Consider the following 23,636-nt stretch of genomic DNA (forward strand, 5'->3'; position numbering starts at 1 on the left):
CCTTGCTGCGTGCTGGAAGACCCTGCTTACCGTGTCAGGACAGGCACATCCTCATGGTCGGTGAGCCACACGTGCGCGAGTTCCTCGAGCGTGCCCTCGTGGTGCAGCTTCTTCAGCGCCAGCGAGGCGCATTCCGTGAAATCACTGTCCTTCTCCAGAACCAGCCCGAGGAACTCGGTGACCTCATTGGGGGCGGGGAACCGGCCCACGACCACACCATTGGCGAGCTGGTCGTTCGCGATGCGCACTGCCGTCGGCAGGTCCGCCACGAGAGCATCGATCTCGCCGACAGCGAGCGCTTCCGCCGCAACAGCAACGCTGGGGTAGCCCACGGGCTCGGTGCCGGGCTCGATGGAATGCGTCGCCGAGTACATGCTCGTGGAGCTCGAGTCCGCACCGATCGTCACGTCCTGCAGATCATCCAGCGTGGTTGCGTCCGCGGCGGGAGTGCCCTCGAGCGCGACGATGGCCTGGGCCACGGCGTAGTAGGGGTCGGAGAAGTCGATGTTCTCGCGGCGCTCGCCCATGATGCTGAACTGGTTGATCGCGAAATCGAAAGGCTTCGGACCAGCCTCGAGCGCCTCGTCGAATGGAACGCGCACAAACTCCGTCGCCTCCGGGGAGTACCCCAGCGTATCGGCGACGGAACGCGCGATGGCACCCTCGAAGCCTTGCCCGCTAGCGGGATCGTTGTTGATGATCCACGGCGCGAAGGCCGGGTCATCCACCGCGATGGTCAGCGCCTCGGGAGCCACGGTCCGTCCTCCTCCGGGGCCGCAGCGAGCCGGGATCGAGCCCGCATCCTCGCGCGGCAGGCGCAGCGAGCCCTGTGGCGTCTGGGCATACTCTTCCTCCTGCTGCGGGGCGCTGGACCCGCAGGAGGCGGCAACAAGAGCAAGGGCAGCGAGCGGTGCGGCAGCTAGGCGGCGCGGGTATGTCGGCATCGATCACGCTTCCTCGACGGGTGCGTCCATGATGGACCCATTATGCGGCAAGCCAACTCGGCCGCGGGCCAACCAGCGACGAACTGGCAGGACCATCGTGGCGCAACGGGGCGAAGGGGCCCTCTTTCCCAGGGCCAGGCCTGTCGATGGGAGGGCGGCGATGCCTCTGCCCGGCTTGTGCAGGATGCACTGTTCGCGCAGGCGGGCAGCCTAGTCGGAACCGCTTTGATCACACATTGTTATATAGAGTGACCTTGTTCATAGCCCCCTGCTGATTCCATGAGAAGTCGGATAGTGTCTACCGGGCTGATCAATGATGATCACCGCGTACGAAATGCGCGCAAGCAGGCGAGGGGAGGGCATGACATGGTGGCTTTGCCGCTGCTGGGAACGACCAGGGCAGTGCGGGGCATTCCTGCCCGTGGCCTCGCTGTCGCCCAGACCCTCGTGGAAGCGGTGCCCGTCCCCGCCCCCCGCGTGCTCCGCAAGCCCCCAGCGCGCGACCCGCGCCCCGCCCGCGACACCGTCCGGCTCACTCTCGAGCAGGTCGAGGAGCTCGGCCGCGCCCTCGACGAGATCCGCGCCCGGCATCTCGCCGACATCGGCGAGCGCGACCGTCGCTACATCTACAACCTCATCAAGGCGCAGCGCGCCCTCGAGATCACCGGCCGCGGCCTGTTCTACCTCGGCTTCATCCCGCCCATCTGGGTCGCCGCCGTCGCCGCGCTCTCCCTGTCGAAGATCATCGACAACCTCGAGATCGGCCACAACGTCATGCACGGCCAGTACGACTTCATGCACGAGCGCGGATTCAACTCCCGCGTCTTCGAATGGGACATGGCCGTGCAATCCGACCTGTGGCGCTACTCGCACAACTACCGGCACCACACCTTCACCAACGTCATCGACCAGGACCGCGACATCGGATTCGGTGTCATGCGCATGGACGAGGACCGCCCCTGGCACCCCTTCTTCCTCCTGAACCCCCTGCTCGGCGTGCTCATCGTCACCTGGTTCGAATGGCTCACGGCATTGCACGTCCTCGAGCTCGACCATTCCGTGCTCGGCGACGAGACCGACACCAAGGCCAGCAAGGTCGTCGCCCACCTGTGGGAGAAGATCCTGCCCCAGGCGATGAAGGACTACGTGTTCTTCCCCGCTCTCACCGGGCCGCTGTTCCCCCTCACCCTCGCCGGCAACGCCACCGCGAGCATCATCCGCAACCTCTGGGTCGGCAACCTCGTGTTCTGCGGCCACTTCCCGGCCGGCGCCCAGACCTTCACCGAGGAAGAGATCGCTGGGGAAACGCGCGGCGAGTGGTACCTGCGCCAGCTGCTCGGCTCCGCCAACTTCACCGGCTCGAAGGCCCTGCACATCCTCTCCGGTAGCACCGGCCACCAGGTGGAGCACCACCTCTTTCCTGATATCCCCTCCTGCCGGCTGCCCGAGATCGCCCTCGAGGTACAGGCCCTCTGCGAGAAGTACAACCTGCCGTACAACACCGGCTCCCTGCCCGCCCAGGTGCTGTCCGCCTGGATCCGGATCTGCAAGCTCTCCCTGCCCAAATCCATCGTCGGCACGGAGAAGTTCCGCACTGTTATCGTGGAACGCGAGACCACAGCACCGGCCTGACCCGCCAAGCCGGATGAGCGTGGCGCCCGGGCCGAACCCCCAGCCGGAAGAAGGAACCATGGTCGGCAAGCTGGAACAGCGCAAGGACATTGCCCAGCAACTCGTCGAATCCGCCGCAACGCATGTCGGCCGCATCACCGTCATCATCACCGGTGCGGTCGCTGGTGTGGCACGCGAGATCGGTGACTGGATCACCGACGGCTTCGAGATGGCCGAGGCGGCGAAAAAGGCCGGCGAGGACGGGCCCCGGCGCATCGAGCAGCCCGCGCCGCGCGAGATTCTCGACGCGGACCTCGACGAGGAGTAGCCGGTCTCGCCTGGCGCGGGTGTGCGCAGGCGCGCATCGGCGAGTGTGCGCAGGCGCCCGCGAGTGTGCGATCTGCGACAGGTTTTGTGCTCCGAGCTGTCGTTTTTCGCACTCTGAGCGGCGGGCGGCAGGCTGCGGCCTCGCGTGCCGGCAGGCTGCGGCCCTCAGCAAGCGCCAGCCGAGCGCAGCGCTTCCCGCACCTCCTCGACGACGAGGTCCGGCCGCCGCATCATCGGACCAGTGACCCGCACGACCCGCCAGCCCGCGCGCAGGAGGCGGTTGCCCCGCTCGGCATCACGACGGGCCTGCTCGGGATCGGTGAAGTGATGCGATCCCTCGTACTCCACCGCGACTTTCCACCGCGGCCACGCGAGGTCTGTGCGTCCGATGAACCGGCCCCGCGCGTCGCGCACCTCGAACTGGGTGACCGGCCGCGGCAGGCCCGCGCGCAGCAGAAGCAGTCGCAGCTCGGTCTCGCGCGGTGATTCAGCTCCAGGGTCCACGAGCCCCGCTAGGGCCCGCAATCGCGCGGCCCCGGGTGTTCCGCGCAGCGTGCTCGCGAGGTCGAGCAGGTTCGCCGGTGCGAAGTCGGTGGCGCGGCAGAGCGCATCGATGTGCTGGATCGCGCTATCGGTCTCGTGGCGCCGCGCGAGGTCGAACGCGGTCCGGGCAGGACTGGTCACCCGCATCCCGAGCCGCTCGGTGATGTGCCGGGGGTGGATGCGGTCGCGGTGCGCCACGAGACCTTGCACTCGCACGATCCTGTCCACCGCCACCTCGGCGGGCGCATCGCTCGGAAGCCAGCGGGTGCCATGCGCGGCAGCGGCGGAGAGGCCGGATAGCACGCAGGCGCCGTCCGCCCACAGCCATGCCGCGCGGGCCTTCGCCAGCGGCGTGACGGGCGTGGCGGGGTCGAGATACACGCCGGGGAGCAGCCGGGTGTAGTGGCGCTGCGCGGTGCGTGGCGGGATGCCTCGGTGGGCGGGCTTGAACGGTTGCACGTGACATTGGACGCGCGCGTGCCCCGTTTGGATCCGTTCCGGGCGAGATTCCCCGCGAGAGTGCGAAAAACGACAGTTCTCCTGCGTGGAGCTGTCGTTTTTCGCACTCGCGCAAAGGCCAGAGAGCTACATCTTGACGCCGATGTACTTGGTCTCGAGGAACTCGTCGATGCCGATGAGCCCGCCCTCGCGGCCGAGGCCGGATTCCTTGACACCACCGAAGGGCGCGGCGGGGTTGGAGACCACGCCCTGGTTGAGGCCGACCATGCCGGACTCGAGTGCCTCGCTCACGCGCAGCCCGCGGCGAAGGCTCTCGGTGTAGACGTAGGCGACAAGCCCGAAGGGGGTGTCGTTGGCGCGGCTGATGACCTCGTCCTCGGTATCGAAGATGCTGATCGCGGCGACGGGGCCGAAGATCTCGGTGTGGGTCATCTCGGCATCGTCGGGCACGCCGGTGAGGACGGTGGCGGGGTAGAAGTAGCCCTCGCGGTTGAGGCGCTCCCCGCCGAGGAGGACGTCGGCACCGCGGCGGGTGGCATCGTCGACGAGGGTCTCGACCTTCTGGATCGCGGCCTGGTCGATGAGGGGGCCGACGATGAGGCCGCTCTCCACGCCACGGGCGGGCGTGTACTTGCTGAGCTCCTCGACGAGCTTGTGCGTGAACTCGTTGGCGATGTCGCGGTGGACGTAGATGCGGTTGGCCGCGGTGCACGCCTGCCCGATGTTGCGCATCTTGGCGAGGATGGCGCCCGTGACCGCCTCGTCGAGGTTGGCGTCGTCGAACACGATGAAGGGCGCGTTGCCGCCGAGCTCCATCGAGGTGCGCATGACGGTCTTGGCGCATTGGCCGAGGAGGATCTTTCCGACCTCGGTCGAGCCGGTAAACGAAAGCTTGCGGCTGCGGGGGTCGTGGATCAGCGGCGGCATGACCTTGGAGGGTTCGGTGGTGAGGATGACGTTGACGCTGCCGGCGGGTGCTCCTGCGCGCTGGAGGATCTCGGCGAGGGCGAGCATCGAGAGGGGAGTGGCCTCGGCGGGCTTGATGATGCTGGTGCAGCCGGCGGCGAGAGCTGGGCCGATCTTGCGGGTGCCCATGGCCATGGGGAAGTTCCACGGAGTGATGAGCAGCGAGGGCCCGACGGGCTCGTGGCGCACGATGAAGCGCGCACCGCCGGCGGGGGCGTCCATGTAGCCGCCGTTGATGCGGACGGCTTCCTCGGAGAACCAGCGGAAGAACTCGGCGGCGTAGGCGATCTCGCCCTTGGCCTCGGCGAGGGGCTTGCCCATCTCGAGGGTCATGATCAGCGCGAGGCGCTCCTGCTCGGCCATGAGGATGTCGTAGGCGCGGCGGAGGATCTCGCTGCGCTCCCGCGGTGGCATGGCGGCGAGTCCTGGCTGCGCCTTGTCTGCTGCCTCGAGGGCGGCCATGGCCTCATCGGGGCTGGCGTCGGCGACCTCGCACAGGGTGGCGCCGGTCGAGGGATCGGTCACCGCCATGGTGCGGGCGGTCTCGACGAATTCTCCGCCGATGAAGAGTCCGGTGGGGACGGAAGCGATCGCGTCGCGCTCGTCCTGGGGCGTGGGGGCCATCGCATCTCCTTGCGGGCATTGCCTACAGTTCCGCAGTCATGGTATGCCTATTGTCAACAATCCGACAATAGGATGTCCCCTTCAAGGATGGAGCCTGACAGTGACCCGGCTATCGCCCCTTCTCAAGCAAGCCACCCCCGTCACCGTCGAGCGAGGCGAGGGCAGCTACCTCTACGGCACCGATGGTCGCCGCTACCTCGACTTCACCGCCGGCATCGGCGTCACGAGCACCGGTCACTGCCACCCCCGCGTCGTGGAGGCCGCCCAGAAGCAGGTCGCCTCCCTCATCCACGGCCAATACACCACCGTCATGCACAAGCCGATGATCGAGCTCATCGAGAAGCTCGGCGGGGTGCTCCCGCCCAGCCTCGACTCGGTCTTCTTCGCCAACTCCGGCAGCGAGGCCGTCGAGGCCGCCCTCCGCCTCGCCCGCCAGGCCACCGGACGCCCCAACGTCATCGTCTTCCACGGCGGCTTCCACGGCCGCACCGTCGCCGCGGCATCCATGACCACCTCCGGCACCCGCTTCAGCGCAGGCTTCAGCCCGCTGATGGCAGGCGTGCACGTCGCGCCGTTCCCCACCGCCTACCGCTGGGGCTGGACCGAGGAGGAGGCCACCGCCTTCGCCCTGCGCGAGCTCGACTTCCTCTTCGCCACCATCAGCGCCCCCAACGAGACCGCCGCGTTCATCATCGAGCCAGTCCTCGGCGAAGGCGGCTACATCCCCGCCAACACCACCTTCATGCAGGGCCTGCGCGAGCGCGCCGACAAGCACGGCATCCTGCTCGTCATCGATGAGATCCAGACCGGCTTCGGCCGCACCGGCAAGTACTTCGGCCACCAGCACTTCGACGTCAAGCCGGACATCATCACCCTCGCCAAGGGCATCGCCAGCGGCTTCCCCATCTCCGGCATCGCCGCGTCCGAGGAGCTCATGTCCAAGGCCTGGCCCGGGTCGCAGGGCGGCACCTATGGCGGCAACGCCGTCGCCTGCGCCGCTGCCTGCGCCACCCTCGACGTCATCCGCGACGAGGGCCTTGTGGAGAACGCCGCCGCCCGCGGCACCCAGTTGCTCGACGGCGTCACCAGCCTCAAGACTCCCGCCGTGGGACAGACGCGCGGGCTCGGGCTGCTCGTCGGCAACGAGTTCGTCGACGCCGACGGCAACCCCGATGGCGCCACGGCCGCCGCCGCGCAGAAGCTCGCCGCCAGCAAGGGCCTGCTCCTGCTGATGTGCGGCGCCTATATGAACACCGTGCGCATGATCCCGCCGCTCGTCGTCACCGAGGAGCAGGTCGATGATGCCCTCGGCACCTGGAAGGAAGTCCTCGCCGAGATCTAGGCCGCGTCTCCCGCGAGGCCGACTCCCTCAGGAGGCCGCGCGATCATGAAGCCCCAGCCACCTCCCACGTGGCTGGGGCTTCACGATCGCGGCTCCGGACCACGCGGCCAGGCAACCCTGGTCCCGTACAGTGCGGGTCATGCGCTCTCCGATCCCGGACTACATGCTGGAAGTCCTCGTAGATTGCCGCACCGCCGATGGGGGCAGCGTCGCCGACTACATCCCTGAGCTGGCCCGCGCTGATCCCGATCGGCTCGCGCTGGCCATCGCGACCCCCGAGGGAGCGCTATACAGCGCTGGCGATGACGAGGTGGAGTTCTCGATCCAGTCGATCTCCAAGCCGTTCGCCTACGCCCTCGCGTTGCACGACAACACCCTGGAGGAGGTGCTCGCGAAGATCGGGGTGGAGCCGTCGGGCGATGCGTTCAACGAGATCTCGCTGGAGGACAAGACGGGTCGGCCGCGCAATCCGATGATCAACGCGGGCGCCATCGCCACGCACTCGCTCATCCATGGCGCCAACTGGGAGGAGCGGACCGAGCGCTTCCGGCGCCGGATGAGCATCCTCGCGAACCGGGAACTGTGGTTCGACGATGCGGTGTTCGAGTCGGAGATGGGCACCGCGCACCGCAATCTTGCCATCGGCTACATGCTGCGCACCGTCGGCATCCTCGAGGGCGATCCCATCGACATCGTGCGCGGCTATATCCGGCAATGCTCGCTGGAAGTCACCACTCGCGATCTCGCGACAATGGCCGCGACGCTGGCCAATGGGGGCGTGCAGCCACAGACGGGGCAGCGAGTGTTCGGCGATCTCACCGCGCGCCAGGTGCTCAGCGTGATGATGACCTGCGGCATGTATGACGCGGCGGGGGACTGGGTGTCGACGGTGGGCATTCCCGCGAAATCTGGTGTTGCCGGGGGAGTGATCGGCGTCCTGCCCGGGCAGGTGGGCATCGCGGCCTTCTCTCCGAGGCTGGACGAGCACGGCAACAGCACCCGAGGCGTGAAGGTGTTCGAGCGGCTGAGCACGGACATGGGCATGCACCTGATGGAGGTGCCTCCGGTAGGGCAGGCGGTGCTGCGTGGCGTATCGGACCGTGATGGCGTGGCGGTGTTCCGGTTGCAGGGCTCGATCCGGTTCTCCGGCGCGGAGGCGGTGCTGCGTGAGATCGAGTCCCACGAGGTCCTCGATGACGGTGTGGTGCTAGACCTGAGCAGGGTGAGCGGGGTGAGTGACGTGGCGCGACGAATGATGCTCGAGGCGGTGCGCCGCTTGGTGCTCCACGATGGCAAGACCGTGATGCTGGTCGACCCGGACGCAATGCTGGGGGAGCCCGACGCGGGCGAGGGCGTGCGCCCCGATGTCCACCGCGAGCTCGATGAGGCACTCGCGGCCCTGCAGGCCCGGTAGGCGGGGCCATCAGCGGCCCGCGACTCGATACGATGGGGCCGTCGTGCGCGGACCTAGGAGCGGTGGAACATGAGCAGTGACACGCTGGTGATGATCGCTGCCGCGGAGGCCGTGATCATCCTCGTGCTGGCATGGCTGCTCGCGCGTAGCAATCGCCAGGTGGCGAGCCTGCGGGAGGAGTTGCGTGCCCGCGCGGCAAAGCGGCTTCTCGCAGGCAGCCGGGATGCCCTAAAGACCGTGTGGAACACAGCGAGCCTCGTGCGCGCCAAGGGCATCGGCGCGGCCGTGCGATCCTCGGTGGAGGACCTCGCGGGGTGGGCGCAGGTGGAGCGGCCCGACCTGGCTCGCATGGCTGTGGACGGGCGCGTCGTGATCCTGTTCTCCGACATCGAGGGTTCCACCACATTGAACGAGCACCTCGGCGATCAAGCGTGGGTGCGCCTGCTGGCCAAGCATGACCGGGTGGTGCGGCTGGCGGTGGCGCGCCATCACGGCCATGTCGTCAAGAGCCAGGGCGACGGCTTCATGGTCGCGTTCCAGTCCCCGGACGATGCGGTGCTGTGCGCGGTAGCCATCCAGGACCAGTTCGCGCGGGCGAGCTGGGCCTCGCGCAGCGGGGTGCGGGTGCGGATCGGGATCCATTCCGGGCGCTCGGTGCGGCGCGGCGATGACCTGTTCGGCCGCAACGTGGCGATGGCGGCGCGGGTGGAGAGCCAAGCCGAGGGCGGGGAGACCCTGATCTCGGAATCTGTGCGCAAGCGCCTCGATCCCGGGTTGCCCATCTTGATCGAGGGGCACCGCGAGGCCGAGCTCAAGGGATTCGAGGGAACCCACGTGCTGCACCTGGTGAGCTCCAGCTGATCGCCGGGGCGCGGGTGTTTAGGCCCCTCCCGGCCGCGCCAACCGGCCGCCCCTCCCGGCCGCGCCAACCGGCCGCGAGTGTGCGATGTGCGACAGCTTTTCCTCGATGACCTGTCGTTTTTCGCACACTCGCGGGGGCCGGGCGCACACCCGCGGGGGCCGCGTGCCCACACTCGCGGGGGCCGAAGGCGCGGGGGCTACTTGCGCCGTACCGGATTACGCGGGCATCTCCCCGACGGTGGTGGACATGTCGATGAGGCCCAGTGTCTCGCCCTGCGGAGACTGCACGACGCTCATCCGTCCGTAGGGGCTGTCCGACGGTGGCATGAGAATGGTGCCGCCGTGGCTGGTGGCGGCGTCGGTGGCGGCGTCGCAATTCTCGACGGCGAAGTACGCGTTCCACATCGGCGGGACCTCGGCGGGAGCCATGTCGTTGAGCATCATCCCCGCCACGCCCTCGCCACCGAGCTCGGCAACGAAGTACGTCATGCCTTCCTCGGAGAGCTGCTTGTAGCTGTAGCCGAAGAGCTTCGCGTAGAAGTCCTTGGCACCGTCGATGTCGCGGGTGTGCAGCTCGTTCCAGCACATGCCGCCGGGCTCGTTGACCACGGCGGCGCCGGTGTGATCGATGGGCTGCCACAAGCCGAAAAAGGCGCCGGTCGGGTCGACGATGATGGCCATGCGGCCCTCGGTCATCACGTCCATCGGTGCTACGGGCACCTGCGCCCCGTTCGCGGCCGCGGCTTCGGCAGTCGCGTCCGCATCCTCGGTGGCCAGGTAGGTCGTCCACGCCGAGGGCATGTCCTCCATGCCTTGCGGCTTCGGCATGATGCCCGCGGCGACGTGCCCGTTCTTGCGCGCGATGAGGTAGCCGCCCGTCTCGGTCGCGGTCTCCTCGAACTCCCAGCCCATCACTGCCCCGTAGAACTCCCTGGCGCGCGCGACATCATCGACCGCGCAGTCTGCCCAGCAGGGGGTTCCAGCGGGCCAAGCGGTATCCCGGATCGTCATGATTCCTCCTCGTGAAGTGTGCCTTCGGGAGAGGGTGCGGCGGGAAGCTCTCCCTGTGATGCACGCTACGCACGGAGTCCGACAACAACGCCGGGATGGGTTACGGCTGCGCGACGGCTTGGCGAAGAATCGACCCCTGTCCTGCCACACCGACTGCTGCTCGACAGCCGCGAGCGAGCACCCCGCCGCGGCCGCATCACGCCGGTTCGAGCGGTCCGGTGAGGTAGCGCTGCAGGGTGGGCGCGATGAGCCGCACTACTTCGGCGGCGGGGGCGTCGGCGATGGGCTCGATGCGCACCAGGTAGCGGGTGACGGCGAGGCCGAGCAGTTGCGAGAGGGCGAGGTTGGCGCGGAGCCGCCGCTCCTGCTCGTCACCGTCGAGGGCGGTGATGAGGACGGGGATCAGCTGGTGGTTGATGAACTCGCGGATCGCGGTGGTCATGCCGTCCTGGGCGAGAACAGCCCGCAGGGTGTGCGCGAGGCCGGTGCCGGCAGGGGAGTCCCAGACGGCGACGAATGCTTCGGCGAAGCGGTGCCCGAGCTCTGATCGCGGGCCATTAATGATGCCCTTCACGACATCGACGGGATTGATGGGGGCGCGCATCGCCGCGATGAACAGTTGCTGCTTGGTGCCGAAATGGTGATGGATGAGCGCGGGGTCGACCTGGGCGCGAGCGGCGATGCGGCGGATGCTCGCTTTGTCGAAACCGTCCTCGGCGAAGAGTTCCCGGGCGGCGTCGAGGATGCTCTCGCGGGTCTCGGCGGGATCGCCCGGTCGGCGTCCGCGCTGGCTGGCTGGCGGTTGCTCGGGCATGGGGTCCTTCCTGGTGATGGGGTGCGGCGGCGCAAGGTCATGGGGTGCGGCGGCGCAGGGTGGCAGCGGCGAGCACGAGGGCCAGCGCGGCCACTCCCGCGACGATGCCGATATCGCCCCAGATCTCGGCGGTGGCGGGGGAGGGCGCAGCGATCTCCTGGAGCGCTCTGACGCCATAGGTGAGAGGCAGGATGTCGCTGATGTGCTGGAGGACGATGTTCATCTCTGGACGGGGCACGAACAGTCCGCACAGCAGGATCTGGGGGAACGCGATCAGCGGCATGAACTGCACTGACTGGAACTCGGTGCGGGCGAAGGCGCTGGTGAACAGGCCGATGGAGACGCCGAGGAGCGCGTTGACGACGGCAACCAGCGCGACGAGAGCGGTGCCGGCCGTGGGGCGCACATCGAACGCGAAGTACGCGATCGTGATCGTGACAGCGGCCTGCGCGGCGGCGGCGAGGCCGAACGCGAGGCCGTAGCCGAAGAGCAGGTCGAGCTTGTGCAGCGGGGACGCCATGAGCCGCTCGAGGGTGCCGGAGGTGCGTTCGCGGAGCATGGCGATGCTGGTGATGAGGAACATGACGGTGAACGGCAGGATGCCGAGCATGATCGTGGCGATGCCCTGGAACAGCATCGCGTTGTCCTCGTACATGAAGTACAGGATGGTCAGCAGGAAGCTGGGCAGCAGCAGGATCATCGCGATGGTGCGATGGTCGCGGCCGAGCTGGCGCAGGACCCTGCGGGTGGTGGCGAGCAGGATTCGGATGTTCATGGTGGCCTCCGGGCGTGAGGGCGGTGGCGTGCCCCAGGGGGTCGGCTAGGCGGTCAGCCGCGGTGGGCTAGGGCGAGGAAGGCATCCTCGAGGTCGTCCTGGCTGGTGGTGCGGCGAATGGCGGCGGGGGTGTCGTCCGCGATGAGGCGACCGTCGCGGAGGAAGAGCAGCCGGTCGCAGCGGCGTGCCTCGTCCATGACGTGGCTGGCGACGACGATGGTGGTCCCCGCCTCGGCGAGCTGGTGGAACATGGTCCAGAGGTCCTCGCGGAGCACGGGGTCGAGGCCGACTGTGGGCTCGTCGAGCACAAGCAGGCGCGGGGTGCCGACGAGCGCGCAGGCGAGGGTGACGCGGGTGCGCTGGCCGCCGGAGAGGTCACGGACGATCCTGTCGCCCGGCAGGTGATCGAGGTGGACGGCAGCGATGGCGCGCGCTACGTCGTTGTTGCTGCATCCGTAGAGGGCGGCGAAGTACTCGACATTCTCGGCGATGGTGAGGTCGTCGTAGACGCTGGCGTCCTGGGTGACGTAGCGGACCGTGCCGCGCAGGGAAGGGGCGCCCGCGGGCTCGCCAAGCACGGTGATGGTGCCGGACTTGATGATCTGCACGCCGACGAGGGCGCGGATGAGGGTGGTCTTGCCGCTGCCGCTGGGGCCAAGCAGCCCGGCGACGGTGCCCTCGGGGATGGCGAAGCCGAGCGAGTGGAGAACGGGGTGCTTTCCGCGGTGGACGGTGAGGCCGTCGACCGTGATGGCGGGGGAGGTCATGGCACGCATCCTTAACTCAACGGTGTTGAAATAAGAATAGCGCCGCGTGCGCGGCACTGGCAATGCCTGACGCGTCTACGGTTGCGTAACCACGCCCTCGTCCTCAAAAGTGTGATCCGTGCTACCCGATCCCGGTGGCGCGGACGACGAGCTTCGAGACGAAGGAACCACTGGTGGGCCATTACCGCAGCAACGTGCGCGACCTCGAGTTCAATCTGTTCGAATCACTGCGGCTCGGCGACGTGCTCGCCACCGGCGGCTTCGGTGATCTCGACGGCGACACCGTCCGCGAGATCCTCACCGAGGCCGCGCGGCTCGCCGAGGGGCCCATCGCCGACCCCTTCGCTGACGCCGACCGCAACCCGCCCGTCTTCGACGCGGCCACCCACAGCGTCGAGCTTCCCGCGAGCCTGGTCAAGGTCGTCAAGACGTGGCACGAGGCCGAGTACTTCCGCATCGGCCTCGATCCCGCCATCGGCGGCGAGCCAGCACCCTCCATGCTTGGCTGGGCCATCAAGGAGCTCGTCCTCGGCGCCCAGCCCACCGCCTACATGTACCTCGCCGGGCCCAAGGCTGCTGACATCATCTACGGCATCGGCAATGAGCAGCAGCAGCACTGGGCGCGGCTCATCGTCGAGCGCAACTGGGGCGCCACCATGGTGCTGACCGAGCCCGATGCCGGCTCCGACGTTGGCTCGGGACGCACCAAGGCCACCGAGCAGCCCGACGGAACCTGGCACATCGACGGGGTCAAGCGGTTCATCACGTCCGCCGATTCCGGCGACCTCTTCGAGAACATCATGCATATGGTGCTTGCCCGCCCCGAGGGTGCTGGCCCCGGTACCAAGGGCCTCTCGCTGTTCCTCGTGCCCAAGCATCACTTCGACCCCGAGACGGGCGAGCCTGGCGAGCGAAACGGCGTCTTTGTCACCGGCGTCGAGCACAAGATGGGCATCAAGGCCTCCGCCACGTGCGAGCTGACGTTCGGCCAGCATGGCACGCCCGCTGTCGGCTGGCTCGTCGGCGACGTGCATGACGGCATCGCCCAGATGTTCCGTGTCATCGAGGAAGCCCGCATGATGGTCGGCACCAAGGCCATCGCCACGCTCTCCACCGGCTACCTCAATGCCCTCGACTACGCCAAGCAGCGCGAGCAGGGTTCCGACATGACGCAGATGACCAACAAGGACGCCCCGCGCGTCACCATCACCCACCATCCTGATGTGCGCCGCTCGCTGATGCTGCAGAAGTGCTACGCCGAGGGCCTGCGCGCCGTGTACCTCTACACCGCCGCCCACCAGGACCCCGCCGTCGCCGCCATCGTCTCCGGCGCGGACGAGCAGATGGCAGCCCGGGTCAACGACTTCCTCCTGCCCATCGTCAAGGGCGTCGGTTCCGAGCGGGCCTACCAGCTGCTCTCCGAATCACTGCAAGTCCTCGGCGGCTCGGGCTTCCTCCAGGACTACCCGATCGAGCAGTACATCCGCGATGCCAAGATCGACTCGCTGTACGAGGGCACCACGGCCATCCAGTCGCAGGACTTCTTCTTCCGCAAGATCGCCCGCGACCAGGGAGTCGCCGTCGGCCACATCGCCGGGCAGATCACCGAGTTCCTCGACAACCCCGACGCCGACGAGCGCCTCGCTGCCGGGCGCGGCCACCTGCGCGCCGCGCTCGAGGACGTGCAGGCCATGCTCGGCGTCATGTTCGGGCACCTCATGGGAGCCAAGGACGAGCCTGGCAACCTCTACACGATCGGGCTCGGCTCGGTGCGGCTGCTCATGGCCATCGGCGACCTCGTCATCGGATGGCAACTGCTCCGCCACGCCGAGATCGCCCACGCCGCGATCGACGCCGGAGCCAGCGACACCGCCTTCTACGAGGGCAAGATCGGCAGCGCGCGGTTCTTCGCCGCCAACGTCCTTCCGATGATCTCGGCCACCCGCGCAGTGCTCGCTAGCCTCGACAACTCGATCATGAGGCTCGACGAGGCCGCGTTCTAGCCGTCTTGCGGGCGCCCCTGGGCCTATCCGCGCGTGTACTCCGCGTGCAGGTGATGGGTCAGGGGCGTCTCGGCATGGGCCATCCACATGTCGAACACCAGGCGATCGCCGTCGAGCACGAGCTTGCGGCGCACATCATGCACGGGCTTCGCCTCCACCGAGCGCTCGATGCGCACCGGATGGAACTCCAGCACGCCCTCGTGCCAGCGCGTCGCGTGGATCTCGGTGAACCCGGTTGGCTGGCTCAGCAGCAGCTCCACGCTGCCTGACGTCGTCCGGCGCAGGTAGCCGCACTCGGTGTGCATCGGTTGCTCGGTGCGTAGGTTCCAGGTGCGGGAGCGATAGAAAAGGAACGGCTTGCCCGAGGGCACGAGCTCGATCTCCTCGCGGTAGTCGAACTCCTCGATAGTGGGGTAGTGGCCATGGCCGGTGCCATGCCATGTTCCGGCGAGGGCGGCAAGCTCATGCAGCGGATCGGTGGGGCTGGTCATCATCGTCTCCCTGGGGCTGGTCGGGGCCTGCCTCGAGGGTATCGATAGGACCGGGCGCCGCGGGTGGTGCGGGCCAGCTTGGCGTGGTTCGGCCCGGTTCAGCCCGCGAGAGTGCGAAAAACGACAGGTGAACGGCGTCAACCTGTCGTTCTTCGCACTATCGTGACGTTTCGAGCCGCCGTGCCCCCTACACCGAGAGGACGTGCGCGGCGTAGCGGGCGACAGCGAGCACGAGGTCATCGGAGTGGCGGGGCCCGACGATCTGCAGGCCGACGGGCAGCCCGGCCTTGGTGCGGCCGACGGGGATGCTGATAGCGGGCTGCTGGGTCATGTTGAACGGGTAGCTGAACGGGGTCCACTGGGCCCAGGACTTCAGCCCGCTTTCGGGCGGCACGTCGTGGCCAGCCTCGAAGGCGGTGATCGGCATCGTGGGGGTGATGAGCAGGTTGTGGATGTTGTGGAAGTTGCCCATGGTGATGCCGAGCTGCGCGGAGACAGCGCGTGCCTCGAGGTACTCGACGGCAGTGTGGCTATTGCCGGCGTCCCAGACCTTGCCGAGCTCGGGATCGACCTTCTCGCGCGATCCCTCGGGGAACCCGGCCAGCAGGGCTGCGGCGCCGGCGGCCCAGAGCAGCTCGAAGGCCTCAATGGGGTCGCTGAAGCCGGGGTCGGCCTCGGTCACGGGCAGCCCGGCCTCGTCGAGCTGGCGGACGGCCGCATCCACGAGGCTGGCGACCTCGGGGTCGACGGTGATGTAGCCGAGGTTCTTGGAGTAGGCGACGCCGAGGCCGCGGACGTCGCGGTTCATCTGCCCCCGGTAGGTGGTGAAGGTGGGGCCGAGGTAGGTGGGGTCGCGCGGATCGGGGAGGGAAAGGATGTCCATGAGCAGGGCGGTGTCCTCGACCGTGCGGGTCATGGGGCCGCCGTGGGCGAGCGGACCGAAAGGACTCGCGGGGAACATGGGGACACGGCCGTGGGTGGGCTTGAAGCCGACGATGCCGCAGAACGAGGCGGGGATGCGGATGCTGCCGCCACCGTCGGTGCCGACGGAGCAGGGGCCGAGCCCCGCGGCGACAGCGGCGGCGCTGCCACCGGAGGAGCCGCCCGCTGTCTTGCTCGGGTCGGCGGGATTGCGGGTGATACCAGTCAGCGGGCTGTCGGTGGTGGCCTTCCACGCGATCTCGGGCGTGGTGGTCTTGCCGACGAAGACCATGCCGTCCTCGCGCAGGCGCGCGGTGATCGGGCTGTCGATGGTCCATTCCTGGTGGGGGTCGATGCACTGCGAGCCGCGCAGGGTGGGCCAGCCCTTGGTGAGGAAGATGTCCTTGATGGAGATGGGCACGCCGTCGAGGAGTCCCTTGACGTGGCCGCGGCGGTAGCGCTCCTCGGCCTGCTTGGCCTGCTTGAGGGCACGCTCGCTGTCGACGAGGCAGAACGAGTTGATCTCCGGGTCGCGCGCCTCGATGGCGTCGAGCACGGCCTGGGTGGCCTCCACCGGGGAGAGCGAGCCCGCGGTGTAGGCGGTGACAAGCTCGGTGGCAGTCAGCTCTGTGGGATTCATGCGTGCTCCTTAGCCCGGGACGTAACCACGATCTTTGTCCACGATATTGAGTAGCTCGGTTCCGCGCGTCCATCGCTGGAAGTTCTCGACGAACAGGCTAGTCAGGTCATCGCGCCAGCCGACGACATCGCCAGCGTTGTGCGGCGTGATCATCACGTTGCCGAGGTCCCAGAGTGGGTGGTCGGGCGGTGGTGGCTCGGGATCGGTGACGTCGAGGGCCGCCCCTGCGATAGTGCCCTCGCGCAGCGCGGCGACGAGGTCGTCGGTGACGGTGAGGTCGCCGCGGCCGACGTTGATGAAGCGCGCAGTGGGCTTCATGGCGGCGAACATATCGGCGTTGAACATGTGGCGGGTCTGCGGGGTGCTCGGCGCGATGGAGACGACGTAGTCGGCGGTGGCGAGCGCGGCGGGGAGGTCCTCCTGGGCAATGATCGTGCCGAGGTCGGGATCATTGTCGCGGGCACGGCGGCCGGATCCTGTGACCTTCATCCCAGCGGCGCGCAGGAGGCGCCCGATGGCGCGGCCGATGGGGCCGGTGCCGACGACGATGACGTGCTTGCCGGCGATGCGCTCGGACTCGCGGTGCTGCCACTCGCGCTCCTGCTGCAGCCGCAGGGAGCGGGGGAAGTCCTTCGCGAAGGAGAGGATCTGCCCGAGCACGTACTCGGCGATGTGGGGGTCGAAGATGCCGCGCGAGTTGGTGACCGTGACATTGCTGGCAGAGAGCGCGTCGAACATGAATCGCTCGACGCCCGCGGAGGCGATGTGGATCCATTCGAGCGAGTCGGCCTCGGGCCAGGCGTCGGGCACGGCGTGGCTGAAGAAGTCGTAGGCAAAGAGGATCTGTGCGCCGGGCAGGTTCTCGGGGAGGTCCTCGGCAGTGGTGTAGCGGAGGGTGGCGTGCTCGCGGACGGGGGCGAGGAGGTCCTCGTCGGGCCGGGTGTCGCCGTGGAGGACCGTGATGATGGGGTTCTCGGTCACGTTGACACCGTATGAGGCACTCGTATGATTGTCAACAATCTGCTTAAATGCCAGAAGGAACACTCACGACTGAAGGCGAGGGCCCGTGTTGGAACTCAACCTCCCCGACTTCGAAGGCCCCATCGCGCAGCGCGGGGTCGGGATCATCGCGCCCTTTGACATGGCCCTCGAGCGCGAGCTGTGGCGCTGGCTGCCACTCGAAGTCAGTCTCCACCAGGCGCGCACGCCCTACGAGGATGTCGAGGTCAGCTGCGCCATGGCCGAGCTCGTCTCCGACACCAAGCTCATCAAGGCCGCCACCCGCGACGTCATGCACGTCGAGCCCGAGGTCGTCGCCTACATGTGCACCTCCGGCAGCTTCGTCAACGGCGTTGCCCACGAGAAGGCGCTCCGCGACGCCATGATCGAGGCCGGGGCGCCCGATGCCATCACCACCAGTGGCGCCCTCGCCGAAGCCCTCGTGCATCTCGACCTGCGCCGCATCTCCGTCATCACCCCTTACGACGCACCGCTCACCGAGCGACTCCACGACTTCCTCGGCGAGCTTGACGTCGAGGTACTCAAGTCCGACCACCTCGGCCTCGGCGGCGGCATCTGGAAGGTCAACTACCGCACCATCGCCGAGCGCATCGTCCAGGCGGACACCCCGGAGTCCGAGGCCATCTTCGTCAGCTGCACCAACCTGCCCACCTACGACCTCATCGAGCCGCTCGAGAACCTCCTCAACAAGCCCATCCTCACCGCCAACCAGCTATCCATGTGGGCCTGCCTCGGTCACATGAAGCTACCCATGATGGGGCCCGGCAAATGGCTCCGCGACGTATTCCAGGGAGAGTGAATGAGCACCACCACCGCCACCGCCCTTGGCTTCATCTACCCCGACCACGCCGCCGAGGATGACTACCCGCTCGCCGAGAGCCTGCTCCGCGAGGCGGGCGCGGATGTGGCGCTGAAGGTCGAGCACATCTACGGCACCGACCTGCACGCCATTCCTGAGCTGCTTGATCTCGGTAGCCCCGACAAGCTCGCCCACGGTGCCAGCCTCCTGGTCGGCTCCGCGCCCGCCGCGGTCATCTGGGCCTGCACCTCGGGCAGCTTCGTCTACGGGCCCGAGGGTGCTCCCGGCCAGGTCGAGGGGCTTGCCGAGGCGGCAGGCACGGCCGCATCATCGACGAGCTACGCGTTCGTGCACGCTGCCCAGTCGCTCGGCATCACCAAGGTCGCGGTCGCCGCGAGCTATCCCGACGATGTCGCCCGGCTCTTCGTGGAGTTCCTCGCCGCCGCGGGCATCGAGGTGGTGCGCATGTCCAGCGCCGGTATCGATACCGCCGCCGAGGTTGGTACCCTCGCCCCCGACCAGGTCCTGGATCTCGCAACGTCCAACGACCACGCCGATGCCCAGGCCCTGCTGATCCCGGACACGGCGATGCACACCATTGGAGTGCTGCCCCGCCTCGAGTCCACGCTCGGCAAGCCCGTCCTCACCGCCAACCAGGTGACCATCTGGGAAGCCCTGCGCCTGGCCGGGATCACGGCGGTGCAGCCCGCGCTCGGAACGCTGTTCCAGGAAAGGCCCCACCATGACGATGTTCGATCTTGAACCCGTCGCCCGGCAATCCACCGCGGAACTGATCGCCGACCGGCTCCGCATCGCCATCATGCGGGGCTCGCTCGCACCGGGCGCGCAGCTCGGCGAGGCGGACCTCGCCGCAACCTTCGACGTCTCTCGTGGTCCGGTGCGCGAGGCCATGCAGCGGCTCGTGTCCGAGGGCCTGCTGCACAGCGTCCGCCATCGCGGCATCTTTGTCATCGAGCTGACGATGGACGATATCGAGGATGTCTACTTCGCGCGAGCAGCCATCGAGCGGGGGGCGATGTGCCGCATCCTCGATGGCAGGCGCGGGGCCACCCATGCCGCGCTCGGCCCGGCGGTGGAGATGATGCGATCGGCGGCCGACCGGGGCGATGCTGCTGCCGTATCGGACGCGGACCAGCAGTTCCACGAGGTCCTGGTGCAGAGCTCGGGCAGCCCGCGGCTCGTGCGTGCCGCCCGCACCCTGCTCATCGAGACCCGCATGTGCCTCGGCGCCCTGCAAACCACCTACGGCGATGTGCATGAGCAGGTCACCGAGCACGCTGCGCTGCGTGACGCCATCGGTGAAGGGCCCGTCGAGATCGCGTACCGGCTGCTCGCCGATCACATGGAGGACGCCGTGGCGCGGCTCCGGGCCCAGCAGGCCAGCGTCAGCGAGACGCCGGCATAGCCACGAGGGCGGCAGCGCAGCTCGGGCCATCGAGGAACGTGTCGTCGTCGCCATCGCCGGGGCAGCGGAGCTGGACGCCGGGATTGACATAGGCCTGGTGCCGATCGAAGGGTGACAATCCGTCGGCGCCGATGACATTGCCCGCGTCCGCTGGGTCCCCCGAGGGATCGCACACGCTATCGCCGGGTATGCACACCGAGATCACTCGCGGATTGCGCTCCATCCAGTCGTCCTGCTCGAAGCCACTCAGCGGGACCATGCGGAAGATGCCCTCGCCGCGCTCGGCGCCGGCCGTCATCGTCGATTGCGCGGCCGACCGGCTGGGGTCGCCGAACAGCACGATCCGTGACACATGCTCGAACACGCCCGTGCCGTGCTGCTCCTCCATCGCGAGGGCGGTGTTGATCACATCGGCGCCCTGCGAGACCCCTGCCACCACGACCTCGGTGCCACTGTCCCCGCACGCCGCGCCGATCTGCCCGAGCGCGGAGCGCAAGCTCTCGGCACCCGCATCCACCGAGTCCCGGTACACCACCGGGTACAGCAGCAGGCCCTCGCCCACCCGCACTGCCGGATAGTTGATACCGAGGCCAGCAGGCTCGGACTTGCCCGACTGCTCCCGGTGCGCGCTGAAGGACTCGAAGAACGCGTGGACGGTGGGCCCCATGCCCAGGCCCTCGGTGCCATTTGGGTATACGACGCTGCCCGGCGCGGTGGTGGCGGCCGCGCCCTGCGGTGGCTCGTTCGATCCGCGCACCCCAAGCACATAGGCCTCGGAGCATGATCCGCCGATCCTCTCGCCAAGCTGCTGCCCGGGGGCCGTCAACGCTTGCTCATTATCGTTGGCCTGGGCCGCGGCAGAGGGACTGGCGGCCATCATCGCGCTGATAGCGAGCAGGGCGGTCCGCGCGGTGTAGCGCCGGAGCCGGCCGCGCGTCCTCGTGGCCGGGCGGTTCGTGGCGTGGAGCATTACTCCTATTATCCAGGAAACAACCGGGGTAGAAGCTGAGGATCCTCCGAGAATATCGCGTACCGGGCTAGCGCAGGCCCGGCAGCAGGCTCGCCCACCATGAATTGCTCGTTGCCCCCCGCGGAGGTGAGGGTTCCGCGTGCCGGGCGGCGTGCGCGGTGGGGACCGCGAGGTAGGTGGGGCTCGAACGACCGGGAAGAGTAGGCCGATCGATCACCTTCCAGTGGTTCGACTCCGCCGATGAAGCGGCCGCGATCGCGCTCCCCGAGGCGACCAGTCCCTCCGGCAGCGAGCGCGCATGCTCGGCGAGCAGCACAGCCTCGTTCACCGGATCGCCGACGACCGTGTACTTCGAGCGGTCCGAGGAGCCGATGATCGCCGCGATGACGTGCCCATGGGAAATGCCAATGCCTGCGCGCGGCGAGAGGTGGCCGAGCCTGCTGGTGAGCTGGCGCGCGGTGGCCAGTGCGCAGGCGGCAGGATCGTCGAGTGGCTCGGGCGCGCCGAAGATCACGAGTGCTGAGTCGCCGGCGAACTTGTTGACGAATCCGCCGCCCTGCCCGGCCTCCTCTACCACGATGGCGAAGATCTCGTCGAGCAGCGTGACCACCTCTTCCGCCGGGCGATGCTCGACCACGCTCGTGGGTCCCGCCAGGTCGATGCACAGGGCAGCCACCGCGTGGTGCGTCTGGTGCTGCTTGCCCGGTGATTCCAGCACATGGCGGGCGAGCTGCTGGCCGAGATGGCGGTCGAACAGGTCCCGCAACCGGGTGCGCTCGCGCAAGCCGCGCGACATGGAGTTGAACCCGGCCTGCAGGTCTCCTAGCTCGGTGCCGTCGAAGACTGGCACCTGGGCATCGAGGTCGCCCGACTCGATCCGCGCCATTCCCTCGCGCACTACCTGCACCGAGGCGACGAGGGACGAGCTGGCCAGCACGGCGAGCAGGGCGCCGAACACCAGCACGATCGCGCCGATCGCGAGGATCGCGAAAGCGAGAGTGTCACGGTCGAGCTCGTCATCCAGCAAAGCCTCGGACGCGAGCACCAGGAGCGCCATCACCGGTACCGCGGTGCCCACCAGCCACCCGATGAGAATCCGGGCACTGATCGTGCCTAGCCTCTTCCGCGCGGCCGGATTCGCCGCGAGCGCCTTCGCGACGGTCGGGCGTAGCGCGAACTCGCTGAGCAGGTATGCCATGACGCTCACCACCACGGTCGTGACCGCCGCGAACAGCCCGACACGGATGCCGACCTCACGGTCGATGGAGCCGTAGCCGAGCGCGAACAGCACTGTCCCGAGGGCCCAGAGCGCAGCCTGGACGAGGGTCAGCCGCCACGGCATCGCCAGCGCGGATCGTTGCTGGGCCTCGTCCGGCACCTGGCCGTCGATCGCCCATCGCAGCTCGCGGGTGGCCCGCTGCGTCGCGAGCAGGCCGCCCAGGAGAAACGCGACGATCAGGTAGAACGGCACGGCGATGAAGTTCAGCTGCGCGAACCGGGCGTCCAGCACCATCGGCCCGGGCACCACCAGCGCAAGGAACGCGATCACGCTGCCCACGCCCACGCCATTGGCAACGAGCAGCAATGCAGTGAGCAGCACCTGGATGCGCAGGCGATCCCGCGGGTGCTCGGCGGGATCCCCGAGGATCCACGAACCAGGCACGACGGAAAGAGTGGTCTTCATGAAGCGCAGGGCATTCTGATCCGGTGATCCTTCGCAGCGAGGGAAGCGTGGTCACCTTGATTGTCGTTCGCGCAGGCCAAAGGGTTTCATGCGCAAGTAAAGGGCGTGGTGAGATGTTCGCCATGTCGCGTGGCAGGAGTGAGCGGGGTCACTGGGGAGTTGTTCACAGAGTGCCCCCGACAGGAATCGAACCTGTGGCCTGGACTTTAGGAGAGTCCCGCTCTATCCGACTGAGCTACGAGGGCATGCGCGGCACGCGGAAGCGAGTGTACCGCGAGGGCGGGCGGGCTCGCACGCGCGGCCCGGGGCGCTGGAAGGCTTGTTTGCTCCCCGCCGCACCGGGCTTGCCTGGCCTGTGCAGTGTTACACCACGTGAACAGGTGTACCGCTCGGTGGTGCATCGCCGATTGTGACAACGAACCTTGTCGCATAAGTGCTGTTCATTTCGCGTTTCCGTTGTCTAGACTCAGCAGAGCGTGAACACAGTGACGCATATCGTCAACGCTGGGTGAAGAACCGGGCCAGAGAGGCCCAGAGGGACAGTTGGGGATAGAAGTGAGCAACTTTCAAGCGATGAACCCTGTGCGACCGACCGTGGACATGCTGCGTCGCAACGAGATCTGCTCGCGCATCCTGGACGCTGCGGAGGAGTGCCTGATGCAATCCGGCTTCCGCGCCCGGGTGCACGCGGCGATCGCCAAGCGCGCTGGCCTGTCACGACCCACCGTCTACAAGTACTTCGGCGACCAGACGGCCATCATCGAGGCACTGTTCGAGCGGGAGGTCAACAGCTTCCTCAACCGCTTGCGCCCGGTCATCGAGAGCGGTACCCACGCGAAGGCACGGCTCGTCGACAGCGTTGTCTTTGTCGTGAGCTACGCCCGCGAGCATGAGCTGCTGCAGAAGTCGCTCAAGGAGGATCCGCAGGTCGTGACCCACTTGCTCAGCTCGCAGGGGCAAACCCTCATCGAGCGGGTCGCCACTTTCATGACGCCCTACTTCACCCGCGACGACGCAGAGATGGATGAGCGGGCCCTCGTCCCCATGGCTGAATGGATCTACCGCGTCGTCACCTCGTTGATCACCACGCCCGGCGTGGTCGATACCGAGAGCCCCGAGAAGCTGCGCGTCTTCGTCACCGAGCTGATGGAGCTGCCGAGCCTCAGTGGAGCGCTCGATGCCCGCCCGGTCCGCGAGGCGGGGGCGGCACCCCTGCAGTAGCGG

General features: G+C 67.9%; 22 protein-coding genes and 1 tRNA gene. 10 read left to right on the top strand and 13 right to left on the bottom strand.

Features of this window, described 5'->3' with window-relative positions; all coding sequences use genetic code 11:
- Positions 1-26 precede the first annotated feature (26 nt).
- Positions 27-944 (bottom strand): ABC transporter substrate-binding protein, encoded by a 918-nt coding sequence (locus QC765_RS09430; protein WP_278314182.1) that lies wholly within the window; start codon positions 942-944, stop codon positions 27-29.
- A 447-nt stretch (positions 945-1,391) separates the two neighbouring features.
- Between QC765_RS09430 and QC765_RS09435 the strand changes: the two genes are divergently transcribed.
- Both QC765_RS09435 and QC765_RS09440 read left to right on the top strand, forming a co-directional pair.
- The gene (locus tag QC765_RS09435; RefSeq protein WP_373876724.1) at positions 1,392-2,576 is read left to right on the top strand and encodes a fatty acid desaturase family protein; all 1,185 of its coding nucleotides are present in this window, start codon (positions 1,392-1,394) and stop codon (positions 2,574-2,576) included.
- A 58-nt stretch (positions 2,577-2,634) separates the two neighbouring features.
- Positions 2,635-2,883 (top strand): hypothetical protein, encoded by a 249-nt coding sequence (locus QC765_RS09440; protein WP_278314184.1) that lies wholly within the window; start codon positions 2,635-2,637, stop codon positions 2,881-2,883.
- Positions 2,884-3,047: 164 nt separating this feature from the next.
- On the opposite strand, the gene QC765_RS09445 is transcribed toward QC765_RS09440, so the two are convergent.
- Positions 3,048-3,884, bottom strand: a complete 837-nt coding sequence (locus QC765_RS09445) for a type IV toxin-antitoxin system AbiEi family antitoxin (RefSeq protein ID WP_278314185.1) — start codon at positions 3,882-3,884, stop codon at positions 3,048-3,050.
- 126 nt (positions 3,885-4,010) lie between these two features.
- Positions 4,011-5,474 carry an NAD-dependent succinate-semialdehyde dehydrogenase gene (locus tag QC765_RS09450; RefSeq protein ID WP_278314186.1) on the bottom strand — a complete coding sequence of 488 codons (1,464 nt, stop codon included), beginning with the start codon at positions 5,472-5,474 and terminating at the stop codon, positions 4,011-4,013.
- 43 nt (positions 5,475-5,517) lie between these two features.
- Between QC765_RS09450 and QC765_RS09455 the strand changes: the two genes are divergently transcribed.
- The 3 genes from QC765_RS09455 (at position 5,518) to QC765_RS09465 (ending at position 9,091) form a co-directional block, all read left to right on the top strand.
- Positions 5,518-6,816: an aspartate aminotransferase family protein gene (locus QC765_RS09455; protein ID WP_373876717.1), complete on the top strand. Its 1,299-nt coding sequence runs from the start codon at positions 5,518-5,520 to the stop codon at positions 6,814-6,816.
- A 139-nt stretch (positions 6,817-6,955) separates the two neighbouring features.
- On the top strand, positions 6,956-8,230 hold the full coding sequence (locus QC765_RS09460; RefSeq protein ID WP_278314188.1) for a glutaminase: 1,275 nt from the start codon (positions 6,956-6,958) through the stop codon (positions 8,228-8,230).
- Between the two features lie 69 nt (positions 8,231-8,299).
- A complete protein-coding gene (locus tag QC765_RS09465) occupies positions 8,300-9,091 on the top strand; it encodes an adenylate/guanylate cyclase domain-containing protein (RefSeq protein ID WP_278314189.1) in 792 nt (263 codons plus the stop codon).
- A 216-nt stretch (positions 9,092-9,307) separates the two neighbouring features.
- Here the strand turns inward: QC765_RS09465 and QC765_RS09470 are convergent, their stop codons facing one another.
- From QC765_RS09470 to QC765_RS09485, 4 genes are all read right to left on the bottom strand, one after another.
- Entirely contained in the window at positions 9,308-10,102 is a 795-nt protein-coding gene (locus QC765_RS09470; RefSeq protein ID WP_278314190.1) for a VOC family protein, read from the bottom strand.
- 196 nt (positions 10,103-10,298) lie between these two features.
- Positions 10,299-10,916 carry a TetR/AcrR family transcriptional regulator gene (locus QC765_RS09475; protein WP_278314191.1) on the bottom strand — a complete coding sequence of 206 codons (618 nt, stop codon included), beginning with the start codon at positions 10,914-10,916 and terminating at the stop codon, positions 10,299-10,301.
- A 37-nt stretch (positions 10,917-10,953) separates the two neighbouring features.
- Positions 10,954-11,691: an ABC transporter permease gene (locus QC765_RS09480; protein ID WP_278314192.1), complete on the bottom strand. Its 738-nt coding sequence runs from the start codon at positions 11,689-11,691 to the stop codon at positions 10,954-10,956.
- A gap of 53 nt (positions 11,692-11,744) precedes the next feature.
- Entirely contained in the window at positions 11,745-12,458 is a 714-nt protein-coding gene (locus QC765_RS09485; protein WP_373876718.1) for an ABC transporter ATP-binding protein, read from the bottom strand.
- 173 nt (positions 12,459-12,631) lie between these two features.
- Here QC765_RS09485 and QC765_RS09490 point away from each other — a divergent pair, with 173 nt between their 5' ends.
- Positions 12,632-14,461 carry an acyl-CoA dehydrogenase gene (locus tag QC765_RS09490; protein ID WP_278314194.1) on the top strand — a complete coding sequence of 610 codons (1,830 nt, stop codon included), beginning with the start codon at positions 12,632-12,634 and terminating at the stop codon, positions 14,459-14,461.
- 23 nt (positions 14,462-14,484) lie between these two features.
- Here QC765_RS09490 and QC765_RS09495 read toward each other — a convergent pair whose 3' ends face one another.
- From QC765_RS09495 to QC765_RS09505, 3 genes are all read right to left on the bottom strand, one after another.
- The gene (locus QC765_RS09495) at positions 14,485-14,952 is read right to left on the bottom strand and encodes a heme-binding beta-barrel domain-containing protein (RefSeq protein ID WP_278314195.1); all 468 of its coding nucleotides are present in this window, start codon (positions 14,950-14,952) and stop codon (positions 14,485-14,487) included.
- Positions 14,953-15,139: 187 nt separating this feature from the next.
- Positions 15,140-16,513: an amidase gene (locus tag QC765_RS09500; RefSeq protein WP_278314196.1), complete on the bottom strand. Its 1,374-nt coding sequence runs from the start codon at positions 16,511-16,513 to the stop codon at positions 15,140-15,142.
- 9 nt (positions 16,514-16,522) lie between these two features.
- Entirely contained in the window at positions 16,523-17,494 is a 972-nt protein-coding gene (locus QC765_RS09505; protein ID WP_278314197.1) for a D-2-hydroxyacid dehydrogenase, read from the bottom strand.
- Positions 17,495-17,582: 88 nt separating this feature from the next.
- Here QC765_RS09505 and QC765_RS09510 point away from each other — a divergent pair, with 88 nt between their 5' ends.
- The 3 genes from QC765_RS09510 to QC765_RS09520 are packed head-to-tail and all read left to right on the top strand — an operon-like array spanning position 17,583 to position 19,758.
- Positions 17,583-18,332: a maleate cis-trans isomerase family protein gene (locus QC765_RS09510; RefSeq protein ID WP_309297299.1), complete on the top strand. Its 750-nt coding sequence runs from the start codon at positions 17,583-17,585 to the stop codon at positions 18,330-18,332.
- Positions 18,333-19,094 carry a maleate cis-trans isomerase family protein gene (locus tag QC765_RS09515; protein WP_278314198.1) on the top strand — a complete coding sequence of 254 codons (762 nt, stop codon included), beginning with the start codon at positions 18,333-18,335 and terminating at the stop codon, positions 19,092-19,094.
- Complete coding sequence (locus QC765_RS09520; RefSeq protein ID WP_278314199.1) at positions 19,075-19,758, top strand: GntR family transcriptional regulator; 684 nt, start codon at positions 19,075-19,077, stop codon at positions 19,756-19,758. Before QC765_RS09515 ends, QC765_RS09520 begins: the two co-directional genes overlap by 20 nt.
- Here the strand turns inward: QC765_RS09520 and QC765_RS09525 are convergent.
- The 3 genes from QC765_RS09525 to QC765_RS09535 form a co-directional block, all read right to left on the bottom strand.
- Complete coding sequence (locus QC765_RS09525) at positions 19,739-20,728, bottom strand: cutinase family protein (protein ID WP_278314200.1); 990 nt, start codon at positions 20,726-20,728, stop codon at positions 19,739-19,741. The genes QC765_RS09520 and QC765_RS09525 overlap by 20 nt on opposite strands.
- A 67-nt stretch (positions 20,729-20,795) precedes the next feature.
- Positions 20,796-22,412 (bottom strand): adenylate/guanylate cyclase domain-containing protein, encoded by a 1,617-nt coding sequence (locus QC765_RS09530; RefSeq protein WP_278314201.1) that lies wholly within the window; start codon positions 22,410-22,412, stop codon positions 20,796-20,798.
- Between the two features lie 171 nt (positions 22,413-22,583).
- Positions 22,584-22,657: transfer RNA gene (locus QC765_RS09535), tRNA-Arg, on the bottom strand.
- 328 nt (positions 22,658-22,985) lie between these two features.
- Between QC765_RS09535 and QC765_RS09540 the strand changes: the two genes are divergently transcribed.
- Positions 22,986-23,633, top strand: coding sequence for a TetR/AcrR family transcriptional regulator (locus QC765_RS09540; RefSeq protein WP_278314202.1), 648 nt, complete (start codon positions 22,986-22,988; stop codon positions 23,631-23,633).
- Positions 23,634-23,636 lie beyond the last annotated feature (3 nt).

The organism is Hoyosella levis (assembly GCF_026008515.1).
In the GTDB taxonomy this organism is placed as follows: domain Bacteria; phylum Actinomycetota; class Actinomycetes; order Mycobacteriales; family Mycobacteriaceae; genus Lolliginicoccus; species Lolliginicoccus levis.

Bases quoted from the DNA above. Each gene is read 5' to 3' on its own strand.
- QC765_RS09430 (WP_278314182.1), bottom strand. From the start codon at position 944: ATGCCGACATACCCGCGCCGCCTAGCTGCCGCACCGCTCGCTGCCCTT.
- QC765_RS09440 (WP_278314184.1), top strand. From the start codon at position 2,635: ATGGTCGGCAAGCTGGAACAGCGCAAGGACATTGCCCAGCAACTCGTC.
- QC765_RS09450 (WP_278314186.1), bottom strand. From the start codon at position 5,474: ATGGCCCCCACGCCCCAGGACGAGCGCGACGCGATCGCTTCCGTCCCC.
- QC765_RS09455 (WP_373876717.1), top strand. From the start codon at position 5,518: ATGCCTATTGTCAACAATCCGACAATAGGATGTCCCCTTCAAGGATGG.
- QC765_RS09460 (WP_278314188.1), top strand. From the start codon at position 6,956: ATGCGCTCTCCGATCCCGGACTACATGCTGGAAGTCCTCGTAGATTGC.
- QC765_RS09465 (WP_278314189.1), top strand. From the start codon at position 8,300: ATGAGCAGTGACACGCTGGTGATGATCGCTGCCGCGGAGGCCGTGATC.
- QC765_RS09470 (WP_278314190.1), bottom strand. From the start codon at position 10,102: ATGACGATCCGGGATACCGCTTGGCCCGCTGGAACCCCCTGCTGGGCA.
- QC765_RS09475 (WP_278314191.1), bottom strand. From the start codon at position 10,916: ATGCCCGAGCAACCGCCAGCCAGCCAGCGCGGACGCCGACCGGGCGAT.
- QC765_RS09480 (WP_278314192.1), bottom strand. From the start codon at position 11,691: ATGAACATCCGAATCCTGCTCGCCACCACCCGCAGGGTCCTGCGCCAG.
- QC765_RS09485 (WP_373876718.1), bottom strand. From the start codon at position 12,458: ATGACCTCCCCCGCCATCACGGTCGACGGCCTCACCGTCCACCGCGGA.
- QC765_RS09495 (WP_278314195.1), bottom strand. From the start codon at position 14,952: ATGACCAGCCCCACCGATCCGCTGCATGAGCTTGCCGCCCTCGCCGGA.
- QC765_RS09500 (WP_278314196.1), bottom strand. From the start codon at position 16,513: ATGAATCCCACAGAGCTGACTGCCACCGAGCTTGTCACCGCCTACACC.
- QC765_RS09515 (WP_278314198.1), top strand. From the start codon at position 18,333: ATGAGCACCACCACCGCCACCGCCCTTGGCTTCATCTACCCCGACCAC.
- QC765_RS09520 (WP_278314199.1), top strand. From the start codon at position 19,075: ATGACGATGTTCGATCTTGAACCCGTCGCCCGGCAATCCACCGCGGAA.
- QC765_RS09525 (WP_278314200.1), bottom strand. From the start codon at position 20,728: ATGCTCCACGCCACGAACCGCCCGGCCACGAGGACGCGCGGCCGGCTC.
- QC765_RS09530 (WP_278314201.1), bottom strand. From the start codon at position 22,412: ATGAAGACCACTCTTTCCGTCGTGCCTGGTTCGTGGATCCTCGGGGAT.
- QC765_RS09540 (WP_278314202.1), top strand. From the start codon at position 22,986: ATGAACCCTGTGCGACCGACCGTGGACATGCTGCGTCGCAACGAGATC.